We start from the raw sequence: 17,048 nt of genomic DNA on the forward strand, positions 1-17,048 counted from the left end.
TCCGCCGCTGCGCGTGGTGGGCGTGTGACAATCGCCGTGAGCTCTGGCAGCGGCGGCGATGGGACCCCACAGCATGAATCCGACCGACTTCGACATCATCGATGCTCATATTCACCAGTGGGACCCGCATGCCACACCACGAGAGTTCAGCAAACTCGCGAAATTGATGCGCTACCTTCCGATACCGGTCGATATCGCCGCGAAACTGGCCCCGCTGCGTGACCGCGAATTCATCGGCGACCCCAGCGCCTATCTACACCCGTATCTGCCCGCCGACTACCGCGCGGACCGGGGGAATACGCCGGTCGAATCGGTGGTGGAAATCGAGGTGCAGTGGGCGGGCTGGAAACCCGACGAGACGCGGTGGGTGGCGAGCCTGCCCTTCGGTGTCGACACACCCGCCTTGTCCACGATCATCGGCTCCGCCGACCCCGCCGCCGCGGACTTCGGCGCGGTGCTCGACGCGCATCAGTCCGCGTCACCGCTGTTGCGTGGCATTCGGACGATGGTCGCCTACCATCCAGATCCCGCTGTGAAGTCCTTCGCCGCCGATGACGGCGCGCTCACTGCCCCGGCGTTCCTGAACGGCTTCGCCCAGCTCGCCGAGCGCGGGCTCTCGTTCGACGCGTGGGTGTATTCGGGGCAGCTCCCCGAGGTGACGGCGCTGGCCGAACGGTTCCCCGAGGTGCCGATCGTGCTCGATCACCTGGGGACGCCGGCCGGCATCTTCGGTCCGGTCGGCAAGGACACCGGGCACACCGCCGCGCAGCGCAAGGCACTGTTCGATCGGTGGTGCGAGGACCTCACCGATCTGGCCGCGCAGCCGAACGTGGTGGCCAAGGTGAGCGGGCTGATGATGCCGGTGCTCGGGCATCCGGTGCCGCCACGCGGTACTCCCACGCCGGTGCCGACGCTGCTCGCGCGGGTGAGTCCGCTGCTGGCGCACGCGCTGGCGGTGTTCGGCGCCGATCGGCTGATCTGGGGGTCGAATTTTCCGGTCGACAAGCCGATCACCAGTATCGCCGGCGCGGTCGAGACCGTGGCCACCGCGCTGAGCGACGCGCGGGCGAGCACCGATGACCTGCGAAAGGTGTTCGGCGGCAATGCTATCCGGTTCTACCGGATCGAGCCGACCGCGTGAATCGCCGCGCGCGCCGGTTTGTGTCGGTGGCCGGGTTTAGCATCGGCGCATGAAAGCCATCGGCACCTTCGAGGTCACCGCGTTCGAGCCCACCGAGCTGACACCGCAGCCTCCCGTCGTCACCGGAATGCCGGTCGGTGTCTCGACCATGACGAAGTCCTACGCGGGCGAGATCGAAGGGCTCTCGGCCACGCTGTTCACCGCCGCCTTCGACATGAGCACCGGCGCGGGCACCTATCTCGCGATGGAGTCGTTCGAGGGCGCGCTCAACGGCAGGGCCGGTGCGTTCAACTTCGTCCACTCGGCCACCACCGGCGGTACCGACCGCACCGACGAGTTCTTCCATATCGTCCCCCGCAGCGGCACCGGGGAGTTGACCGGCCTCACCGGTACCGGCGCCCTGTACGTGGATGCCGAGGGCGGACACCACATCTGGTTCGAGTACGAGTTGGGCTGACCCACGCCGATCAGCGCGTCGGTGCCGTGTTGCCCGGTCCGGCGCGCATCAGATGTCGAATTCGGCATAGAGCGAGCGCAATTCGCGTAGGCCGGTGGCCGCGGTCGGCTCGTCCTCGGCGCTCATCCGCAGCGCGCGACGCAGCGCGATCGCGTCGAGGTCGTCGATGACGGCATGGAATTCGACGCGAGGCAGCTCGGGCAGGACCAGTTCGTCACCGTAGATGTCTGCGGAATCGACGATGCGCGCGGACTTCTCGACACCGCCGATGAGGGTGTCGAGGTCGAGACCGCGCAGGGTGAGGATCACCCCGGGCTGCTCGTCGAGGCGCTCGGCGAGCAGATAGCAGACCGCCGCGACGTGCTTGCACGGCCAGCCCATGTCCGGACAGCTGCAGGTGAAGTCCAGTTCGGCGGCCGTGGTCGGCAGAAGGTGCGGGCCGAGCGCGGGCGGGAGCGCGCCCGAGGCGATCTCGGCGAGCATGCCGGGCGCCTGCCCGATCTCGGCGAGCAGCAGTTCCACCTCCTCCTCGCGCAGCGGCCGGATCGACAGCACCGAGGTGAACGGACTCGGTTGGCTGCCCTGCACCTCCGCGGTCACCGCGCCGCGTTCGATCCGGTAGTTCACCACCTGCCCGACCCTGGCGTAGGTGCGTCCACGCGAGAGCCTGCCCGCGTCGGCCACCTTCTCCACCGCCTCGAGCAGTGCCTTGCCCCACCAGGTCCGGCCGAACCCGCCGCGAGCCTGGGCGCCGCCGCGAACCGGTTTGCGGGGACCGAACTGGCTGAAGTCGGCCATCTACTCACCCACCGCCTCGGCGCCGAGGGTGAACAGCTCGCGCAGTTCGTCGGTGCTCATCTCGGTGATCCAGTTCTCCCCCGCGCCGACCGCCAGATCGGCCAATTGCTTCTTCCCGTTGATCATTTCGTCGATCCGCTCTTCGATGGTGTCGACGCACACCAGCTTGCGGACCTGCACCGCGCGCTGCTGGCCGATCCGGAACGCGCGGTCGGTGGCCTGGTTCTCGACGGCCGGGTTCCACCAACGGTCCAGGTGGATAACATGATTGGCAGCGGTGAGGTTGAGCCCGGTACCGCCGGCCTTGAGCGAGAGCAGCATCAACGGCGGGCCGTCCGCCCCCTGGAAGCCGGTCACCATATCGTCGCGACGCTGCTTGGCGACACCGCCGTGCAGGAACGGGATCGGGGTGCCGAATCGCTCGGTGAGGTAGGGCAGGATCAAGTCGCCGAACTCACGGAACTGGGTGAACAGCAGTGCTTTCTCGCCGTCGGCGAGCACCGCGTCGAGCACGTCCTCGACCAGCGCCAGTTTGCCGGAGCGGTGCGCGCTCCGTCGCAGGATCGGCGAACCGTCGCCCAGGTAGTGCGCGGGGTGATTGCAGACCTGTTTGAGCCGGGTCAGCGCGCCGAGCACAGCGCCCTTGCGCGCCATGCCTTTCGCGTCTTTGAGCTTCTCCAGCATGTCGTCGACAACGGCCTGATAGAGCGCGGCCTGTTCGACGGTGAGGTTGGCCCGCACCGTCATTTCCAGCTTCTCCGGCAGGTCGCTGATCACCGTCGGATCGGTTTTGAGCCTGCGCAGCACGAACGGATCGGTGATCAGGCGCAGCCGGTCGATGGCCTGCTGGTCGCGTTCACGTTCGATCGGCACCGCGAACCTGGCACGGAACGATTGCGGGCTGCCGAGCAGTTTCGGCATCGCGAAGTCGAACAGCGCGCGCAGTTCCTCGAGCCGGTTCTCCACCGGAGTTCCGGTGAGTGCCAAGCGATGTCGCGCGGTGAGTGCCCTGGCCGCACGCGCCTGTCTGGTCACCGCGTTCTTGATGTGCTGAGCTTCGTCGAGCACGATCCGCTCCCACCGCTGTTCGTTGAGCAGGGTGATATCGCGGGCGAGCAGTGCGTAGGTGGTGATAACCAGATCCGAATCCGCCACCGCCGCGGCGAATTCCGGGCCTTGGCGGCGACCGGGACCGTGGTGCACGAGCACGCGCAGGTCAGGGGCGAAGCGTTGTGTTTCGCGTTGCCAGTTGCCGACCACCGACATCGGACACACCAGCAGCGTCGGTCCGACCCGCGCCTCGGCGTCACAGGTCGGGAGCCGCGTCGACGCACCCGACGTGGCGACCTCGCGCTCGTGCACCAGCAGCGCCAACACCTGCACGGTCTTGCCGAGGCCCATGTCGTCGGCCAGGATCGCACCGCAGTTCAGCCTGCTCATCGTGGCCAGCCAGCTCAGGCCGCGTTCCTGGTAGGGCCGCAGCTGGGCTTTCAGACCGACCGGAACCGGAACCGGCTCGGGTTCGCCTTCCCTGGCGAACAATTCGGCCGCCCAGCCGTCGGCGGTGACCTCGGTGACGGGGACATTGTCGACCCGCTCGGCGGCGAGTTCACCGATCATGTCGGCCAGGGTGATCGGGCTGTCGTCGGCGTGCTGGGCGACATAGCGCGCGGCGGCGGCCAGTGCTCGATGGTCGGCCTGCACCCACTCGCCGCGCAACTGGACCAGGTCGGATTTGCTGCTGATCAGCCGTTCCATCTCGGCCGGAGTGAGTACGAGATCACCGAGCGCCAACTCCCACCGGTAGGACAGCAGCCCGCTGAGGCCGACCGTGGATTCGGCGGCGGCGGGACTGCTCACGCGCAATCGCATGCTCGGTTCGGCGATGTTCCACGCGCGCGGCAGCAACAGGCGAATTCCGGCTTCGCGCAGGGCATGCGCGCCGTGGGCCACCAGATCGACGACCACTTCGGTGGGCAGCAGCAGGTCAAGGCCGCGCGCATCGGTCGGCAGGTCACGCAGGCGTGGGTAGGCCTTGCGCGCCTGGCCGAGTTTCTCCGCCGCTGTGCGCACCAGCACCGGATCATCTTCGAAGACAATGGGTTTGGGCGCGTCGTCGACCGGGCGTAGGCACACCTGCAGGCGCCACAGTGCCACCGATTCGTCGACCGTGCCGAATTCGCCGTCGGGTTCGCACAGGCGCAACACCAGTTCGGGCTCATCGGCGGCATAGCCTTCGCGCCACTGCGTCAGGGTTTCCGACAGGCGATAGGAGCCGCCGTCCAACGCGGTATCGGCGACCAACGCGGCCAGCAGTGGGTGCGTCATCGTGCGATGCGCGAGATACTCGCGGGCGATCGGGTCGGTGAGGTGGGTGCACAGGTCGTCGAGCACGGCGGACGGCGGGCCGGCCACCCGCAGCGCCTGCGGCATCGCGGCGGCCAGCTCGGCCAGCCACGCCCGTTGGCGTTGTCCGCCGACGAGCCGCCAGCGCACCCACCACTGACCGTCGGCTCGCTCGAGCTGCGGCACCACGCGTCCAGCCCGCACCCACCGGTCGATACCGCGCGTCACGTGCGCGAGAAACCGCAGATCGCCGGAGATGTGCTCGCGCGGCAGCCGACTGCGCAACACGGCGGCCGCCGTCGGTGGCGCGAGCGCGTGCGCGCGAACCTCGGTGGTCTCGGGCTGTCCCTCGGCATCGACGACGAGGACCTGCGCGCGGTGCCGGAACCTGGCCCGATCCACGATGTCACCGAGTATCGACCCCACGGCCACCGGCTGCCCGTCGTGCCACAGCAGCAGGCCCGATTCGGGGGACCACAGACCGTGCAGCATGGGTTCCATCCAAGCAGGCGACTCCGACACCGATCACGGCCGCTATGCCCTGGCTTTCTCGCCGCAACGAGAACATACTGAGATAACCCCTGGTCACGGGCCGGAACACCCACCGGCGACAACTCAATACCGACCCAGGCGGACCGGACGGATCCGGTTCGACCGATGACCCCTTGTAATTCGTGCGGAGGGCAGCGATGACGATTCTGCTCCAGGTTCTAGAGCAGAGCTACACCCCCAACACCCCGTGGGAACGGCGCAAATTCACCTTCATCGACACCACGAAGATCCTCGGTATGCGGCTGGACGGTCAGGCAGGCGTCTGGCTGGATCTTTCGCGGCCCGGCGAATCCCAGCGCCTGGCCAACACCGTCGACCCGAGCGAATCCATCACCTTCCTGCTCACCGTCTTCGCCAAGATCGCCGAATGCGAAGACCGTGGGGGTTCGTGGCTGGTCGGCCACGACGGTGCCCACGTCTCCTCGATAGCGGCCACCCGATTCCCGCCCAACCCGGCCGAGCAGGCGGCGGACGACCTGCTGGCCCGGGCGTGGTTGTAGGCCGCACCGTCGACTGACACTGCCCGCCCCCACCCCGGTGCCCATCGACCGAAGCGCGGTTGTTGTCGGTACCACCGGCTACAACATGCGGGTATGGGGAAACCGGCGTGGTTGCTCGTCATAGTGCTCACGGTTGCCGGGTGCACGGTGATCGGACCGGATGAGCCGGTCACCCCCGCACCCGGTAGCCCGACGCGCGCCCAGCTCACCGCCTTGCTCGACACGGTGCGCGTGATCGCCGCGCGCCCTCGGCCCGGCGGCTACGAACGCGGGTGCAAGGCGGGCCGAGCCTGCGTTTTCGGCCCGGCCTGGACCGACGATTCCGACGCACCCGGCGGTCACGACGGCTGCGACACCCGCAACAACGTGCTGGCGACGCAGCTGCGCGAGGTGGTGCATCGCGGCCGCTGCGTGGTGGTGGAAGGAATCCTCACCGACCCCTACACCGCCACCGATATCCGTTTCACCAAATCCGACGCGGGCCGGATCCAGATCGACCACGTCTACCCACTGGCCGCCGCCTGGGACATGGGCGCCGCGACCTGGACCCCCGACAAGCGCCGCCGCTTCGCCAACGACCTCGCGGTGAACCTCCTCGCGACCGGCGCCGCCGCCAACCAATCCAAGGGCGACGACACCCCCGCCGACTGGCTCCCACCCGCACGCCCCAACCACTGCTTCTACGCCGCCAAGTACCTCACCGTGGCAGTCGACTACGACCTCCCCGTCACCGCCGCCGACAACGCGACCCTCCACGACATCGCCCGGCGATGCCCGTGAGTCCAGTCGATCCAGCGCAGTTTCGACTGCCCTCGCTGTTTACCGAGCACTCCGGGTCGCGGTAGCATTTCAGGTAGGATACATAGCATGAGCGAGAATACTGGCAAGTATTCGATCACGATGCCCCGCGATATCGCCGAGGCCGCCCGCGCTCGCAGCGGGCCGTCCGGACTGTCTTCTTATGTAGCCGCGGCGGTTGCCCGTCAGATCGAGCGGGACAACCTCGATGAGATCATCGCGGTCGCCGAGGCCGAACACGGCCCCGTGACCGACGAAGAGGTCCAGGCGCTGCGAGAACAACTCCATCGGATTCGCGCCGCGCAGGGCGGAGTCAGCGCGGCATGAGCGCTGCCGGACCCGGAGGCACGCTGGTACTGGACTGCGAAGGGCTGGCCAAGGCGGTGCTGCGAGATCGGACGATCACCGGATGGCTCGCCCTCGCCAAAGCCGATGACATGCGAGTCATCACGTCCGCGGCGACGCTCGTGGAAGTTGTTCATCCGCGGATCAATCGCGCGGCCCTGGACTGGATCCTGTCCCGATTGGTTATCGAACCGATCACCGAGCAGATCGCCCGGAACGCGTCAGCATTGCTGGGCGAGGCAGCACGCCACGGCCACAAATACGCTATCGACGCGATGCTCAGCGCGACCGCCCGCGCCGCGCCCGGGCCCACCACGGTGCTCACCTCCGATCCCGAGGACATCGCGGCGCTGTGTGGGTCGCGGATCGCGGTCGTGAAGATCTAGCCTCTCTCACTCGCCGGTGGCCACGGCCCGCTTCGGGTCGTTCGACCACTGCGAATACGAGCCCGGGTAGAGGGCGGCGTCGATGCCCGCGATGGTGAGGGCGGCGATCTGGTGGGCGGCGGTGACGCCGGATCCGCAGTACACCGCGACGGGGCCTTCGCCGAAGCCGGCGAAGCGGGCGCGCAGCTCTTCGGCGTTGCGGAAATGCCCTGTGCCATCCAGGTTTTCGGCGGTCGGGGCGCTGACGGCGCCGGGGATGTGGCCGGGACGCGGGTCGATCGGTTCGACCTCGCCGCGGTACCGTTCGCCCGCGCGCGCATCGAGCAGCACACCCGACCATTTCGCGGCGGCGTCGGCGTCGATCACCGGCAGTCCGCCGGGTCGAACCACCAGGTCACCGCCGACCGGATCCGGTTCGGCGCCGGTCGCGATGTCGCCTCCGGCCGCGATCCACGCGGGCAGCCCACCGTCGAGGATGCGCACGTTGTCCACGCCGGCCCAGCGCAGCAGCCACCACGCCCGTGCGGCGGCCATCGCGCCGGTCGCGTCATAGACCACCACGGGATCGCCCGCGCTCAATCCCCAACTGCGCGCGCACTTCTCGAAGGTACCGGGATCGGGTAGCGGATGCCTGCCGCGCAGGGGCGCGGGCGCGGCGGCCAGTTCGGATTCCAGATCGACGAACACCGCGCCCGGAATATGCCCGTCGAGGTAGTGCTGCGGGCCGTTGGGGTCGCCCAACGCCCACCGCACGTCGAGCAGATGAATCGCCCTGTCCGCCAACTCTTCCCGAAGCACGTCCGAGGAAATCAACACCGCGCCCAATTCCACTCCTCTGCCAAGCCCCCGCCTGCGAAACCGCTCCCGATACCCTACGCATCGAACCGACTTCGCGGCACCTATCGGCGTATGACCCAACCCCATGCCGAACGCACACCCCAGATCGTCGAGCACCCGATGCAGGCATGACGCATTGGTCGACTGACCGCGCGCGAACCCGCGCAGACCGACGACAGCACGCAACGCAGGCGCACGGCAGCCCACCCGGTCGAGACGCGGAGCCGATCGCCGCCGTTCGCTCAACTGGACCGGCCCACGCCCACGCGAATCAGGCCACTTTCCCGACACTGGCAGGCGACGGCCCCCACTTCGTCGGGCAGGATCGACACAATGTCGCAGGTCTCCGCCACTACCCCCGAAGTCGCCGATACACCGGCGGGCATCGCGCAGCCGCTCGGCGCGGGCGTTATCACCGCACTGGTCGGCTTCACGAGCTCGTTCGCGGTGGTACTGGGTGGCCTGCGCGCGGTGGGGGCGAGCCCGGCGCAGGCCGCGTCGGGGCTACTGGTGCTGTGCTTCACGCAGGGCGTCGGCATCCTGCTGCTGAGTTTCCGGTACCGGATCCCGATCACCCTGGCCTGGTCGACACCCGGCGCGGCGCTGCTGGCCAGCACCGGACTGGTCGTCGGCGGATGGCCCGGTGCGGTCGCCGCCTTCGCGTTGACCGGCGTGTTGTTCGTGATCACCGGACTGTGGCAGCGGCTCGGCTCGCTGGTCGCGGCGATTCCCGTGCCGATCGCGCAGGCAATGCTGGCCGGTGTGCTGCTGCCCCTGTGTCTGGCCCCGGTACAGGCGCTGCGCACGTCCCCGGCCGTCGTAGTACCGGTCGTGCTCGTCTGGCTCGTGTTGCAGCGGTTCGCGCCGAAGTGGGCCGTGCTCGTGGCATTCGCGACCGCGGCCGTCGGTACCGGCATCGACATCGTGGTCAACGACAAGAATCTCGTGCTGGCCGAGATGGTACCGACCGTGGAATGGACTGCGCCGCAGTGGCATTGGCAAGCCATCATCGGCATCGCCGTTCCGCTCTACATCGTGACGATGGCCTCCCAGAACATTCCGGGCGTCACGGTGATGCGTTCGTTCGACTTCGACGTCCCGTGGCGCCCCGCCATGCTCGTCACCGGCATCGGCACCGTCCTCGGTGCGGCTGCAGGGGGCCACGCGATCAACCTGGCCGCCATCAGCGCCGCCCTCGCGGCAGGCCCGGCGGCCGGTCCGGAGCCCAAACGCCGATGGATCGCCGCGGCCACGGCGGGCGCCACCTATCTCGTCCTCGGGCTCGCCTCCGCCGCCCTGGTCACACTCATCGCCGCCGCTCCCGCGGGCACCATCGAAACCGTCGCGGGGCTGGCCCTGCTCGCCACCCTCGCCGCCGCCCTGACCGGGGCCCTGAGCGATCCCGCCCACCGCATCGCAGCCCTGGTCACCTTCCTGGTCGCCGCCTCCGGCACCACTGCGTTCGGCATCGGCGGCGCCTTCTGGGCTCTCGTAGCGGGCCTGATCGTCCGCCGATTCCTCCCCAGCGGCACCTGACCGAGCTGCGTTCGCCGAAACGGACACGAGGTCAGCGACGCGCGGATCGGTGGTCGCGATCGACATCCCCGGAACGACGGACAGACCCTCGTCGTCGCGACGTCAGCTCGGACCGGCGAGTCGGTCGAGGAGCGGGCCGGTGCGTGGGCCGACCAGTTCGCGCATGACCAGGGCCATGTTGGTGCGCTCCACGCCGGGGATCTTCAGGATCGCGCCCGCGATGCGGTAGAGGTCGTCGGCGTCGCGGGCGACGATCCGGACGGTGAGATCGGTAGCGCCGGTCATGCCGCAGACCTCGGTGACCTCGGGGACATCGGCCAGCTCGTCCACCACACCGTCGAGTCGGTGCTGGTCGACCACCACCGCGACGAATGCTGCCAGCGGGTAGCCGAGGGCGCGAGGTTCCACTCTGCGTTCGAAGCTGCCGAGCACCCCGCCGCTGTCCCACCGGGCCAGCCGCGCCTGCACCGTATTGCGCGACAGGCCGAGGCGCGCCGCGAGTTCCACCCCGGTGGCACGGGGATTCGCGATCAACTCGCGCAGGAGCCGCGCGTCGGTGGCGTCGAGTGTCACGTCGGGTTCGCGACTGGTCATACAACGCAGTATGACAGCAAGTTACCCCCGCGTACCATGCATTCTGCTCATTCTCGCGCGTAACACTTGCGCATACCGCATTATCGTGGATGCTGAGTGATACACATCGCACTCAGCGGAGTCACGTACCTGCATCGGCCCACAAGGCCCGGTAGCGAGGAGGCGATCACGATGTCGCAGAAGCAGACCTACCCGGTCCAGCTGATTCAGCCCGACGGCCGCCGGGTGTTCGACCGAGAGCACGGCGCGCTGGTCGCCGACATCGATGCCCAGCGTTTGCGGCAGCTGTATCGAGACATGGTGATCACCCGCCGGATCGACATCGAGGCGACCGCGTTGCAACGCCAGGGCCAGCTCGGCTTGTGGCCGCCGCTGCTCGGCCAGGAGGCCGCACAGGTCGGCTCGGCGCACGCGCTGCACCCCGACGACTACGTGTTCTGCTCCTACCGCGAGACCGCCGTCGCCTATTGCCGCGGTGTCGCGCCCGAGCAGCTCACCGCACTGTGGCGCGGCGTCTCCCACCACTGCTGGGACCCCGATGAGGTCAAGATGACCAATGCCAATATCGTCGTCGGATCCCAGGGGCTGCACGCGACCGGTTACGCCTTCGCCGCCCACCTCGACGGCGCCGATATCGCCACCATCGCCTATTTCGGCGACGGCGCGACGAGCCAGGGCGATCTCGCCGAGGCACTCGGGTTCGCCGCGACGTGGAGCGCGCCGGTCGTGTTCTTCTGCCAGAACAATCAGTGGGCGATCAGCGAACCGGTGGCCGTGCAGAGCAACATCGCGCTGGTGCGCCGTGCCGACGGCTACGGGATCCCGGGCGTGCAGGTCGACGGCAACGATGTGCTCGCCGTCCTCGCCGTCACCCGCCAGGCCGTGGAACGCGCCCGCACCGGTGGCGGCCCCACCTTCATCGAGGCGATGACCTACCGGATGGGCCCGCACACCACCGCCGACGACCCGACCCGCTACCGCACCGCCGCCGACACCGAGTACTGGGCACAGCGCGACCCCATCGACCGCGTTCGTCTGCTCCTCGAACGCGAAGGCGAGCTCTCCGGCGAGTTCACCGGACAGGTCACCGCCGAGGCCGACGAGGCCGCCCGCCGCCTGCGCACCGCGACGATCGAGATGCCCGACCCCGATCCCCTGCGCATGTTCGACAACGTCTACGCGACCGAGCACCCACTGATGACCGAAGAGCGCCGACAGCTCTCGGCCTACCTCGCCGAAGGAGCGCAGTCATGATCACCACCTTCGCCGCCGCCCTCAACGCCGGCCTGCGCACCGCGATGGAAGACGACGCCAAGGTCGTCTTGCTCGGCGAGGACATCGGCCAGCTCGGCGGCGTGTTCCGGGTGACCGACACGTTGCAGAAGGACTTCGGCGGCAATCGCGTCATCGACACGCCATTGGCCGAATCCGGCATCGTCGGAACGGCTTTCGGGATGGCGTTGCGCGGTTACCGTCCCGTGGTGGAGATCCAGTTCGACGGTTTCGTCTATCCGGCCTTCGATCAGATCGTTTCCCAGGTGGCCAAGATCCACAACCGGACCGACGGAAAAGTGAAGGCGCCGTTGACGATCCGCATTCCGTTCGGCGGCGGCATCGGCGCGGTCGAGCACCACTCGGAATCACCCGAGGTGTACTTCGCGCACACCGCGGGCCTTCGTGTGGTCTCGCCGAGTACCCCCGCCGATGCGTATTCGATGATTCGCCAGGCGATCTCGCTGGACGACCCGGTGATCTTCTTCGAACCGAAACGTCGCTATTGGGACAAGGCCGACGTAGATTTCGAAGGCGAACCGGATCTGCCCCTGCACAGGGCGCGGGTCTGCACCCGTGGCGCCGACGTGACTGTCGTCGCCTATGGCGGTACCGTCGCCACCGCGTTGACCGCGGCGAAGATCGCTGCCGAGGAAGGGCATTCGCTCGAAGTGATCGACCTGCGCAGTCTCTCGCCGATCGATGTCGACACGATCGCGGAATCGGTGGACAAGACCGGCAGGCTGGTCATCGTGCACGAGGCGCCCGTGTTCGCCGGGCTCGGCGCCGAGATCGCCGCACGCGTCACCGAACGCTGCTTCTATCAGCTCGAGGCGCCGGTGCTGCGCGTCGGCGGCTACGACATCCCCTACCCCCCGGCTAAGCTCGAGAAGCACCACCTGCCCGACCCCGACCGTATCCTGGCGGCGGTCGACCGCTGTCTAGCCGCGTGACGAAAGGTGCCCCCGTGCCGGAACCAGCCGCCGACGACGACGGTCATGTTCTCGAATTCCGCCTCCCCGACCTGGGCGAGGGCCTGGCCGACGGCGACCTGGTGTCCTGGGCCGTCGCGGTCGGCGACACAGTGGAACTGAACCAGACCATCGCCGAGGTGGAGACCGCGAAGGCGGTGGTAGCGCTGCCTTCACCGTTCTCCGGGGTCGTGGTCGAACTGCTGGCCCAGCCGGGCGACACCGTGCTGGTCGGCGCGCCGCTGATCCAGGTGCGCAACGATCTGGAGGTGTCCGCGCCACCGGCCGCGCAGCCACGCACGAACGTGCTGGTCGGGTATGGCCCCGAGGCCGAATCAACTTCGCGGAGAAGGAAAGCCACGCCGTCCATGGCCGCGAGCACACCGAGTACCCATCGCGCCGCCGCGACCCCGGCGGCACGCAAACTGGCCAAGGAACTCGGCATCGACCTCTGGTTCGTGGCGGGGTCGGGCCCGGAGGGCGCGGTCACCGTCGACGATGTGCGCGCGGCCGTGCCGGTGACCGGGCCGCGTACCCCCGCCCGCCTCGGCGATGTCGTGCCCGCACCGTCGAACGGCCATGTCACCGACGGCGACGGTCTGATCGAGCCGACCGCCCGCGAGGAACGCACCCCCATCGCGGGCATCCGTAAACGCACCGCCGCCGCGATGCAGGCCAGTTCGCGCACGATCCCCCAGGCCAGCACCTTCGTCACCGTCGACTGCACGGCCTCGATGGAACTGCTCGACCACCTGCGCACCACCTCGACGTTCGAGGGCCTCACGCTCACCCCGCTGGCGCTGGTCGCCAAAGCCGCGCTGGCCGCGATCGCGCAGTACCCGGGGATCAATACCGCGTGGGACGAACAGAATCAGGAGATCGTCACCAAGCACTATGTGAACCTGGGAATCGCGGTAGCCTCCGATCGCGGCCTGATGGTGCCCAATCTCAAGGAGGCGCAGTCGCTGAGCCTGCGCGAGCTGTGCCGCGAGATCAACTGGGCGGCCGACACCGCCCGCTCGGGCAACGCCACTCCCACCGACCTGCGCGGTGGCACCTTCACCCTCACCAATGTGGGTGTCTTCGGTGTCGACAGCGGAGTCCCGCTGGTGAATCCGGGCGAGGCCGCGATCCTGTGCCTGGGCTCGATCCGTAAGCGTCCCTGGGTCTTCCGTGACGAGCTGGCCGTCCGCTGGGTCACCACCCTCGGCCTCAGCTTCGACCACCGCATGGTAGACGGCGAACTCGGTGCCCGTTTCCTCGCCACCACGGCGGGTTTCCTGGAGGATCCGTTGACGCTGCTCAGCCGCATCTGAGCACGCGTCGGGGCCCCGCCGTATAGTTCGGGCCGGTGCGCGTCCGAACGGGCCGCGCACCGCGCGCACGAATATCGGCAGGTGTATCCGAGGAAAAAGGGGGGCGTCATGGGGTATCCCTATGGGCAGCAACAAGGTCAGGGCTATCCGCCGGTGGGTCAGCAGGGCTACCACCCACAGGGCGCTCCCGGGTACGCGGCACCGAACCCCGGCGCACCCGCCTTCGGTGCTCCCGGCCAGGGCGCTCCCGGTGTCCCCGCGCATGGCTTCGGTGGACATGGATACGCAACGCCTCCCCCCGGCTACCACGGCTCACCGGGGAACGGCGGCTTCGGCGCGCCCGGCGGGCCGGTCACCGGAACGACGGGGATCATCGCAGCCGTTGTGGCCGTGCTGCTTTCGCTGATCTCAGCCGTCAGCGCGGTGATCGTCTACAACTCACCGGCCGCGATCGATCTCGACGCGGGCGATTTCGTCGCGAACTCCGACGGCTCCTTCGGCAATACGAGCGAGACCTTCCAATCGACTGCGATCGGCTACATGGTGGTCTGCGCCGTCGTCAGCGTGCTGCTTCTCGTCGGTGCGATTCTGCTGTTCATGCGCACCACAGCGGGGCGGGTGATCTCCATCGTCGCCGGGGCGCTGAGCGCGCTCGTCGGAGCCGGATCGTTCGCGCCAGACCTTGTTTCCCCGGCGAATCTCGAAGGACGGATCTACGGCCTGGCCCAGCCCGTGCTCTCGCTGGTGCTGCTCGCCCTGGCCATCGCGCCCTCGACCGGCCGCTGGATCCGGGCAGCTCGGCAGCGCCCGGGCTACCCGCAGGGTAACTACCAGCGGTATTGACCCCCGCGAGTGATATATCCGACCCGCAACGCCGACGAAACACGGCGCTCACTCACGGTAAAGAACGGGGACTACAAACCTGATACATGAGTGAGGCCCATCCCGTCGACACCCGGCTGCCGTTCGCTCGGCAACTGGCTTTCGGCATTCAGCACGTCCTGATCATGTACACCGGCTGCATCACGGTGCCGCTGGTCTTCGGCGCGGCGGCGGGGCTGGACCGGGCGACGATCGCGCTGTTGATCAGCGCTGATCTGCTGGTCGCCGGCATCATCACACTGGTGCAGAGCCTCGGCGTCGGCAAGTTGGCCGGTGCGCGGCTGCCGATCGTGTGTGGTGCCACCTTCGTCGGGCTCAATCCGATGATCCTGATCGCCGAGGAATACGGGCTCGACGCCGTATACGGGTCGATGCTGATCGGCGGCGTGGTCGGGGTGGCGCTGGCGTGGCCGTTCGCGCGGGTGGTGCGGTTCTTTCCGCCGCTGGTCACCGGGACCGTGCTGACCGTGGTCGGGGTATCGCTGATCGGGGTCGCCGGGGGCCTGATCATCGGGACCGATCCGAAGTCGGCGAGTTTCGCCTCGCCGTCCGCTATCGGGCTGGCGGCGGTGGTCGTGCTGATCGCGGTCGGCTTCGTCTGCCTCGGTCGGGGCGTGTGGTCGCAACTCGGTGTGCTGATCGCGCTGATCGTGGGCATCGTGATCGCGCTGCCGATGGGCCTGATCACCACCGCGGGGGTCGGCACCGCCGACTGGATCGGCATTCCGCAGCCGTTCCACTTCGGGTCGCCGCAGTTCCCGGTGACCGCGGTGGTGGCGATGAGCATCGTGATGGCCGTGGTGTTCGCCGAGTCGACCGCGAGCATGCTGGCGATCAGCGAGATCACCGGAAAACCGCTCAGCAGAGGCGATCTCGCGCGCGGTCTGGTGGGCGACGGCCTGTCGGGTGTGCTCGGCGGCGTCTTCACCGCGTTCGTCGACACGATCTTCAATCAGAACGTCGGCGCGGTCTCGACTACCAGAGTCTTCAGCCGCTACGTGACCGCGGTGAGCGGTGCGATCCTGGTGGTGCTGGGTCTGGTGCCCCGCATCGGCGAGGTGGTCGCGGTGATTCCCGAGCCGGTCGTCGGCGGAGTCGGGCTGGTGCTGTTCGCGACGGTCGCCGTCGTCGGCGTCACCACCTTGTTGAAAGCCGATCTGACGGACCGGGTCAACGCCACCGTCGCCGCCACCGCCATCGGCATCGGTCTGCTGCCGGTCTTCACCAAGGGCATGTTCGACAAGTTCCCCACCTCGGCGCAGATCCTGCTCGACAGCGGCGTCACCCTCGGCGCGGCCACCGCGTTCCTGCTGAATCTGGTCTTCAACCACACCCGCCTGGGCACCCTCGCCCGCTCCACGACCACTACCCCACCACCGACTCCGCTGCCCACCACCCCGAAACCCGCCGTGGCCACCACCTGATCGAGCCGATGGACGCGGGCGCGGCACTCCCCCGAGGTACCGCGGATGTACCGCAACAAGGTTCGGACGACGACCGGTGGATTTCCGGTATGCGATGGTTTCAGACCATGTTGCGCGCAGGAACATCCGACAGTCCGCCCGAAATTTTTCGGCGAGGTAGCGGCGAGATCGCTCGATTCCTGCCACGATGGTGTCGCCGGTCACGATCCGCTGACCGGCGGAGGTCTACGCGGAGATCCGGCGATGGCGCACCTGGTGTATTTCAAGAAGATTCGCGACGAGCTCACCGAGGTCGAGTACCTCTGGGGGCCGAGTCGAGATGAACTCGACTCGTCCCTGGTGATCGACAAGACGACCTTCGCCGCCCTACCCGGGCCACCCGACTCACCCGCGGGCCAGATCATCCTGCGCGCCCGCCGCGGCAGCGACTGGCCCGAGGTCGGCGTCATAGCCTCCTGAACGCCGTCCTCAGTGCTGGTCGGTGACGAGCTCCGCGGCCGCGGCCCGCACGACCTCGGGGATCGCCACCGGTTTGCGAGTCTCGGCATCGACATAGACGTGGACGAATTCGCCGGTCGCGGCGAGCTCGGGTCCGGTTTCGCCCGCACGGAAGATCGCCAGATCGTAGGTGATGCTCGAGTTGCCGAGGCGGGCGATCCGCAGACCCACCTGGAGCTGGTCGGGAAAGCTGACCGACCCGTGGAATCGGCACGAGGTCTGCGCGACGACGCCGAGCGCGGGCAGCGCGGTGATGTCGGTGCCGGTGGCGCGCATCAGCCAGGCGTTCACGGCGGTATCGAAGTAGGAGTAGTAGGTCACGTTGTTCACGTGACCGTACTGGTCGTTGTCGGCCCACCGGGTCGGCATCGGCCACAGGACGGGATAGCTCATCG

General features: G+C 68.2%; 18 protein-coding genes. 13 read left to right on the forward strand and 5 right to left on the reverse strand.

The features are described 5' to 3' along the window. Positions 1–73: 73 nt before the first annotated feature. Together NA12_RS07540 and NA12_RS07545 are read left to right on the forward strand one after the other, a co-directional pair. Positions 74–1,141, forward strand: coding sequence for an amidohydrolase family protein (locus NA12_RS07540; protein WP_067447985.1), 1,068 nt, complete (start codon positions 74–76; stop codon positions 1,139–1,141). 49 nt (positions 1,142–1,190) lie between these two features. Next, the gene (locus NA12_RS07545) at positions 1,191–1,598 is read left to right on the forward strand and encodes a DUF3224 domain-containing protein (RefSeq protein WP_067447756.1); all 408 of its coding nucleotides are present in this window, start codon (positions 1,191–1,193) and stop codon (positions 1,596–1,598) included. A 48-nt stretch (positions 1,599–1,646) separates the two neighbouring features. On the opposite strand, the gene NA12_RS07550 is transcribed toward NA12_RS07545, so the two are convergent. Both NA12_RS07550 and NA12_RS07555 read right to left on the reverse strand, forming a co-directional pair. Next, complete coding sequence (locus NA12_RS07550; protein ID WP_067447758.1) at positions 1,647–2,396, reverse strand: SWIM zinc finger family protein; 750 nt, start codon at positions 2,394–2,396, stop codon at positions 1,647–1,649. Next, a complete protein-coding gene (locus NA12_RS07555; protein ID WP_174551058.1) occupies positions 2,397–5,234 on the reverse strand; it encodes an SNF2-related protein in 2,838 nt (945 codons plus the stop codon). A 197-nt stretch (positions 5,235–5,431) separates the two neighbouring features. On the opposite strand from NA12_RS07555, the gene NA12_RS07560 reads away from it, so the two are divergent. The 4 genes from NA12_RS07560 to NA12_RS07575 all read left to right on the forward strand — a co-directional run bounded on the left by NA12_RS07560 (position 5,432) and on the right by NA12_RS07575 (position 7,323). Continuing rightward, positions 5,432–5,794, forward strand: a complete 363-nt coding sequence (locus NA12_RS07560) for a hypothetical protein (protein WP_067447762.1) — start codon at positions 5,432–5,434, stop codon at positions 5,792–5,794. A 93-nt stretch (positions 5,795–5,887) separates the two neighbouring features. Continuing rightward, positions 5,888–6,574 carry an HNH endonuclease family protein gene (locus NA12_RS07565; protein ID WP_067447764.1) on the forward strand — a complete coding sequence of 229 codons (687 nt, stop codon included), beginning with the start codon at positions 5,888–5,890 and terminating at the stop codon, positions 6,572–6,574. An 87-nt stretch (positions 6,575–6,661) separates the two neighbouring features. Next, on the forward strand, positions 6,662–6,919 hold the full coding sequence (locus tag NA12_RS07570; protein ID WP_067447765.1) for a CopG family transcriptional regulator: 258 nt from the start codon (positions 6,662–6,664) through the stop codon (positions 6,917–6,919). Next, positions 6,916–7,323 carry a PIN domain-containing protein gene (locus NA12_RS07575; RefSeq protein ID WP_067447767.1) on the forward strand — a complete coding sequence of 136 codons (408 nt, stop codon included), beginning with the start codon at positions 6,916–6,918 and terminating at the stop codon, positions 7,321–7,323. Before NA12_RS07570 ends, NA12_RS07575 begins: the two co-directional genes overlap by 4 nt. Before the next feature lie 6 nt (positions 7,324–7,329). Here the strand turns inward: NA12_RS07575 and NA12_RS07580 are convergent, their stop codons facing one another. After that, positions 7,330–8,136 carry a sulfurtransferase gene (locus tag NA12_RS07580; RefSeq protein ID WP_243655065.1) on the reverse strand — a complete coding sequence of 269 codons (807 nt, stop codon included), beginning with the start codon at positions 8,134–8,136 and terminating at the stop codon, positions 7,330–7,332. A 357-nt stretch (positions 8,137–8,493) separates the two neighbouring features. Between NA12_RS07580 and NA12_RS07585 the strand changes: the two genes are divergently transcribed. Beyond that, positions 8,494–9,696 carry a benzoate/H(+) symporter BenE family transporter gene (locus tag NA12_RS07585; RefSeq protein ID WP_067447769.1) on the forward strand — a complete coding sequence of 401 codons (1,203 nt, stop codon included), beginning with the start codon at positions 8,494–8,496 and terminating at the stop codon, positions 9,694–9,696. Between the two features lie 102 nt (positions 9,697–9,798). Here NA12_RS07585 and NA12_RS07590 read toward each other — a convergent pair whose 3' ends face one another. Next, positions 9,799–10,290 (reverse strand): Lrp/AsnC family transcriptional regulator, encoded by a 492-nt coding sequence (locus NA12_RS07590; RefSeq protein ID WP_067447771.1) that lies wholly within the window; start codon positions 10,288–10,290, stop codon positions 9,799–9,801. A gap of 171 nt (positions 10,291–10,461) precedes the next feature. Between NA12_RS07590 and pdhA the strand changes: the two genes are divergently transcribed. From pdhA to NA12_RS33565, 6 genes are all read left to right on the forward strand, one after another. Then, a complete protein-coding gene (gene pdhA / locus NA12_RS07595) occupies positions 10,462–11,544 on the forward strand; it encodes a pyruvate dehydrogenase (acetyl-transferring) E1 component subunit alpha (protein ID WP_067447773.1) in 1,083 nt (360 codons plus the stop codon). Further along, positions 11,541–12,515: an alpha-ketoacid dehydrogenase subunit beta gene (locus tag NA12_RS07600; RefSeq protein ID WP_067447775.1), complete on the forward strand. Its 975-nt coding sequence runs from the start codon at positions 11,541–11,543 to the stop codon at positions 12,513–12,515. Before pdhA ends, NA12_RS07600 begins: the two co-directional genes overlap by 4 nt. 14 nt (positions 12,516–12,529) lie before the next feature. Then, positions 12,530–13,849, forward strand: coding sequence for a dihydrolipoamide acetyltransferase family protein (locus NA12_RS07605; RefSeq protein ID WP_067447777.1), 1,320 nt, complete (start codon positions 12,530–12,532; stop codon positions 13,847–13,849). A gap of 108 nt (positions 13,850–13,957) precedes the next feature. Next, positions 13,958–14,692, forward strand: coding sequence for a DUF4064 domain-containing protein (locus NA12_RS33560; RefSeq protein WP_132370171.1), 735 nt, complete (start codon positions 13,958–13,960; stop codon positions 14,690–14,692). A gap of 86 nt (positions 14,693–14,778) precedes the next feature. After that, positions 14,779–16,155 (forward strand): uracil-xanthine permease family protein, encoded by a 1,377-nt coding sequence (locus NA12_RS07615; RefSeq protein ID WP_067447781.1) that lies wholly within the window; start codon positions 14,779–14,781, stop codon positions 16,153–16,155. A gap of 45 nt (positions 16,156–16,200) precedes the next feature. Further along, a complete protein-coding gene (locus NA12_RS33565; protein WP_132370169.1) occupies positions 16,201–16,614 on the forward strand; it encodes a hypothetical protein in 414 nt (137 codons plus the stop codon). A gap of 9 nt (positions 16,615–16,623) precedes the next feature. Here the strand turns inward: NA12_RS33565 and NA12_RS07625 are convergent, their stop codons facing one another. Beyond that, positions 16,624–17,046: an acyl-CoA thioesterase gene (locus tag NA12_RS07625; protein WP_067447785.1), complete on the reverse strand. Its 423-nt coding sequence runs from the start codon at positions 17,044–17,046 to the stop codon at positions 16,624–16,626. Positions 17,047–17,048: the final 2 nt, after the last annotated feature.

Source organism: Nocardia alba NBRC 108234, assembly GCF_001612665.1.
Taxonomy (GTDB): Bacteria; Actinomycetota; Actinomycetes; order Mycobacteriales; family Mycobacteriaceae; genus Nocardia; species Nocardia alba.

Coding starts and splice junctions, on each gene's coding strand:
- NA12_RS07615 (WP_067447781.1), top strand. CDS start 14,779: ATGAGTGAGGCCCATCCCGTCGACACCCGGCTGCCGTTCGCTCGGCAA.
- NA12_RS07540 (WP_067447985.1), top strand. CDS start 74: ATGAATCCGACCGACTTCGACATCATCGATGCTCATATTCACCAGTGG.
- NA12_RS07625 (WP_067447785.1), bottom strand. CDS start 17,046: ATGAGCTATCCCGTCCTGTGGCCGATGCCGACCCGGTGGGCCGACAAC.
- NA12_RS07545 (WP_067447756.1), top strand. CDS start 1,191: ATGAAAGCCATCGGCACCTTCGAGGTCACCGCGTTCGAGCCCACCGAG.
- pdhA (WP_067447773.1), top strand. CDS start 10,462: ATGTCGCAGAAGCAGACCTACCCGGTCCAGCTGATTCAGCCCGACGGC.
- NA12_RS07555 (WP_174551058.1), bottom strand. CDS start 5,234: ATGCTGCACGGTCTGTGGTCCCCCGAATCGGGCCTGCTGCTGTGGCAC.
- NA12_RS33565 (WP_132370169.1), top strand. CDS start 16,201: ATGTACCGCAACAAGGTTCGGACGACGACCGGTGGATTTCCGGTATGC.
- NA12_RS07585 (WP_067447769.1), top strand. CDS start 8,494: ATGTCGCAGGTCTCCGCCACTACCCCCGAAGTCGCCGATACACCGGCG.
- NA12_RS33560 (WP_132370171.1), top strand. CDS start 13,958: ATGGGGTATCCCTATGGGCAGCAACAAGGTCAGGGCTATCCGCCGGTG.
- NA12_RS07575 (WP_067447767.1), top strand. CDS start 6,916: ATGAGCGCTGCCGGACCCGGAGGCACGCTGGTACTGGACTGCGAAGGG.
- NA12_RS07590 (WP_067447771.1), bottom strand. CDS start 10,290: ATGACCAGTCGCGAACCCGACGTGACACTCGACGCCACCGACGCGCGG.
- NA12_RS07560 (WP_067447762.1), top strand. CDS start 5,432: ATGACGATTCTGCTCCAGGTTCTAGAGCAGAGCTACACCCCCAACACC.
- NA12_RS07600 (WP_067447775.1), top strand. CDS start 11,541: ATGATCACCACCTTCGCCGCCGCCCTCAACGCCGGCCTGCGCACCGCG.
- NA12_RS07550 (WP_067447758.1), bottom strand. CDS start 2,396: ATGGCCGACTTCAGCCAGTTCGGTCCCCGCAAACCGGTTCGCGGCGGC.
- NA12_RS07565 (WP_067447764.1), top strand. CDS start 5,888: ATGGGGAAACCGGCGTGGTTGCTCGTCATAGTGCTCACGGTTGCCGGG.
- NA12_RS07570 (WP_067447765.1), top strand. CDS start 6,662: ATGAGCGAGAATACTGGCAAGTATTCGATCACGATGCCCCGCGATATC.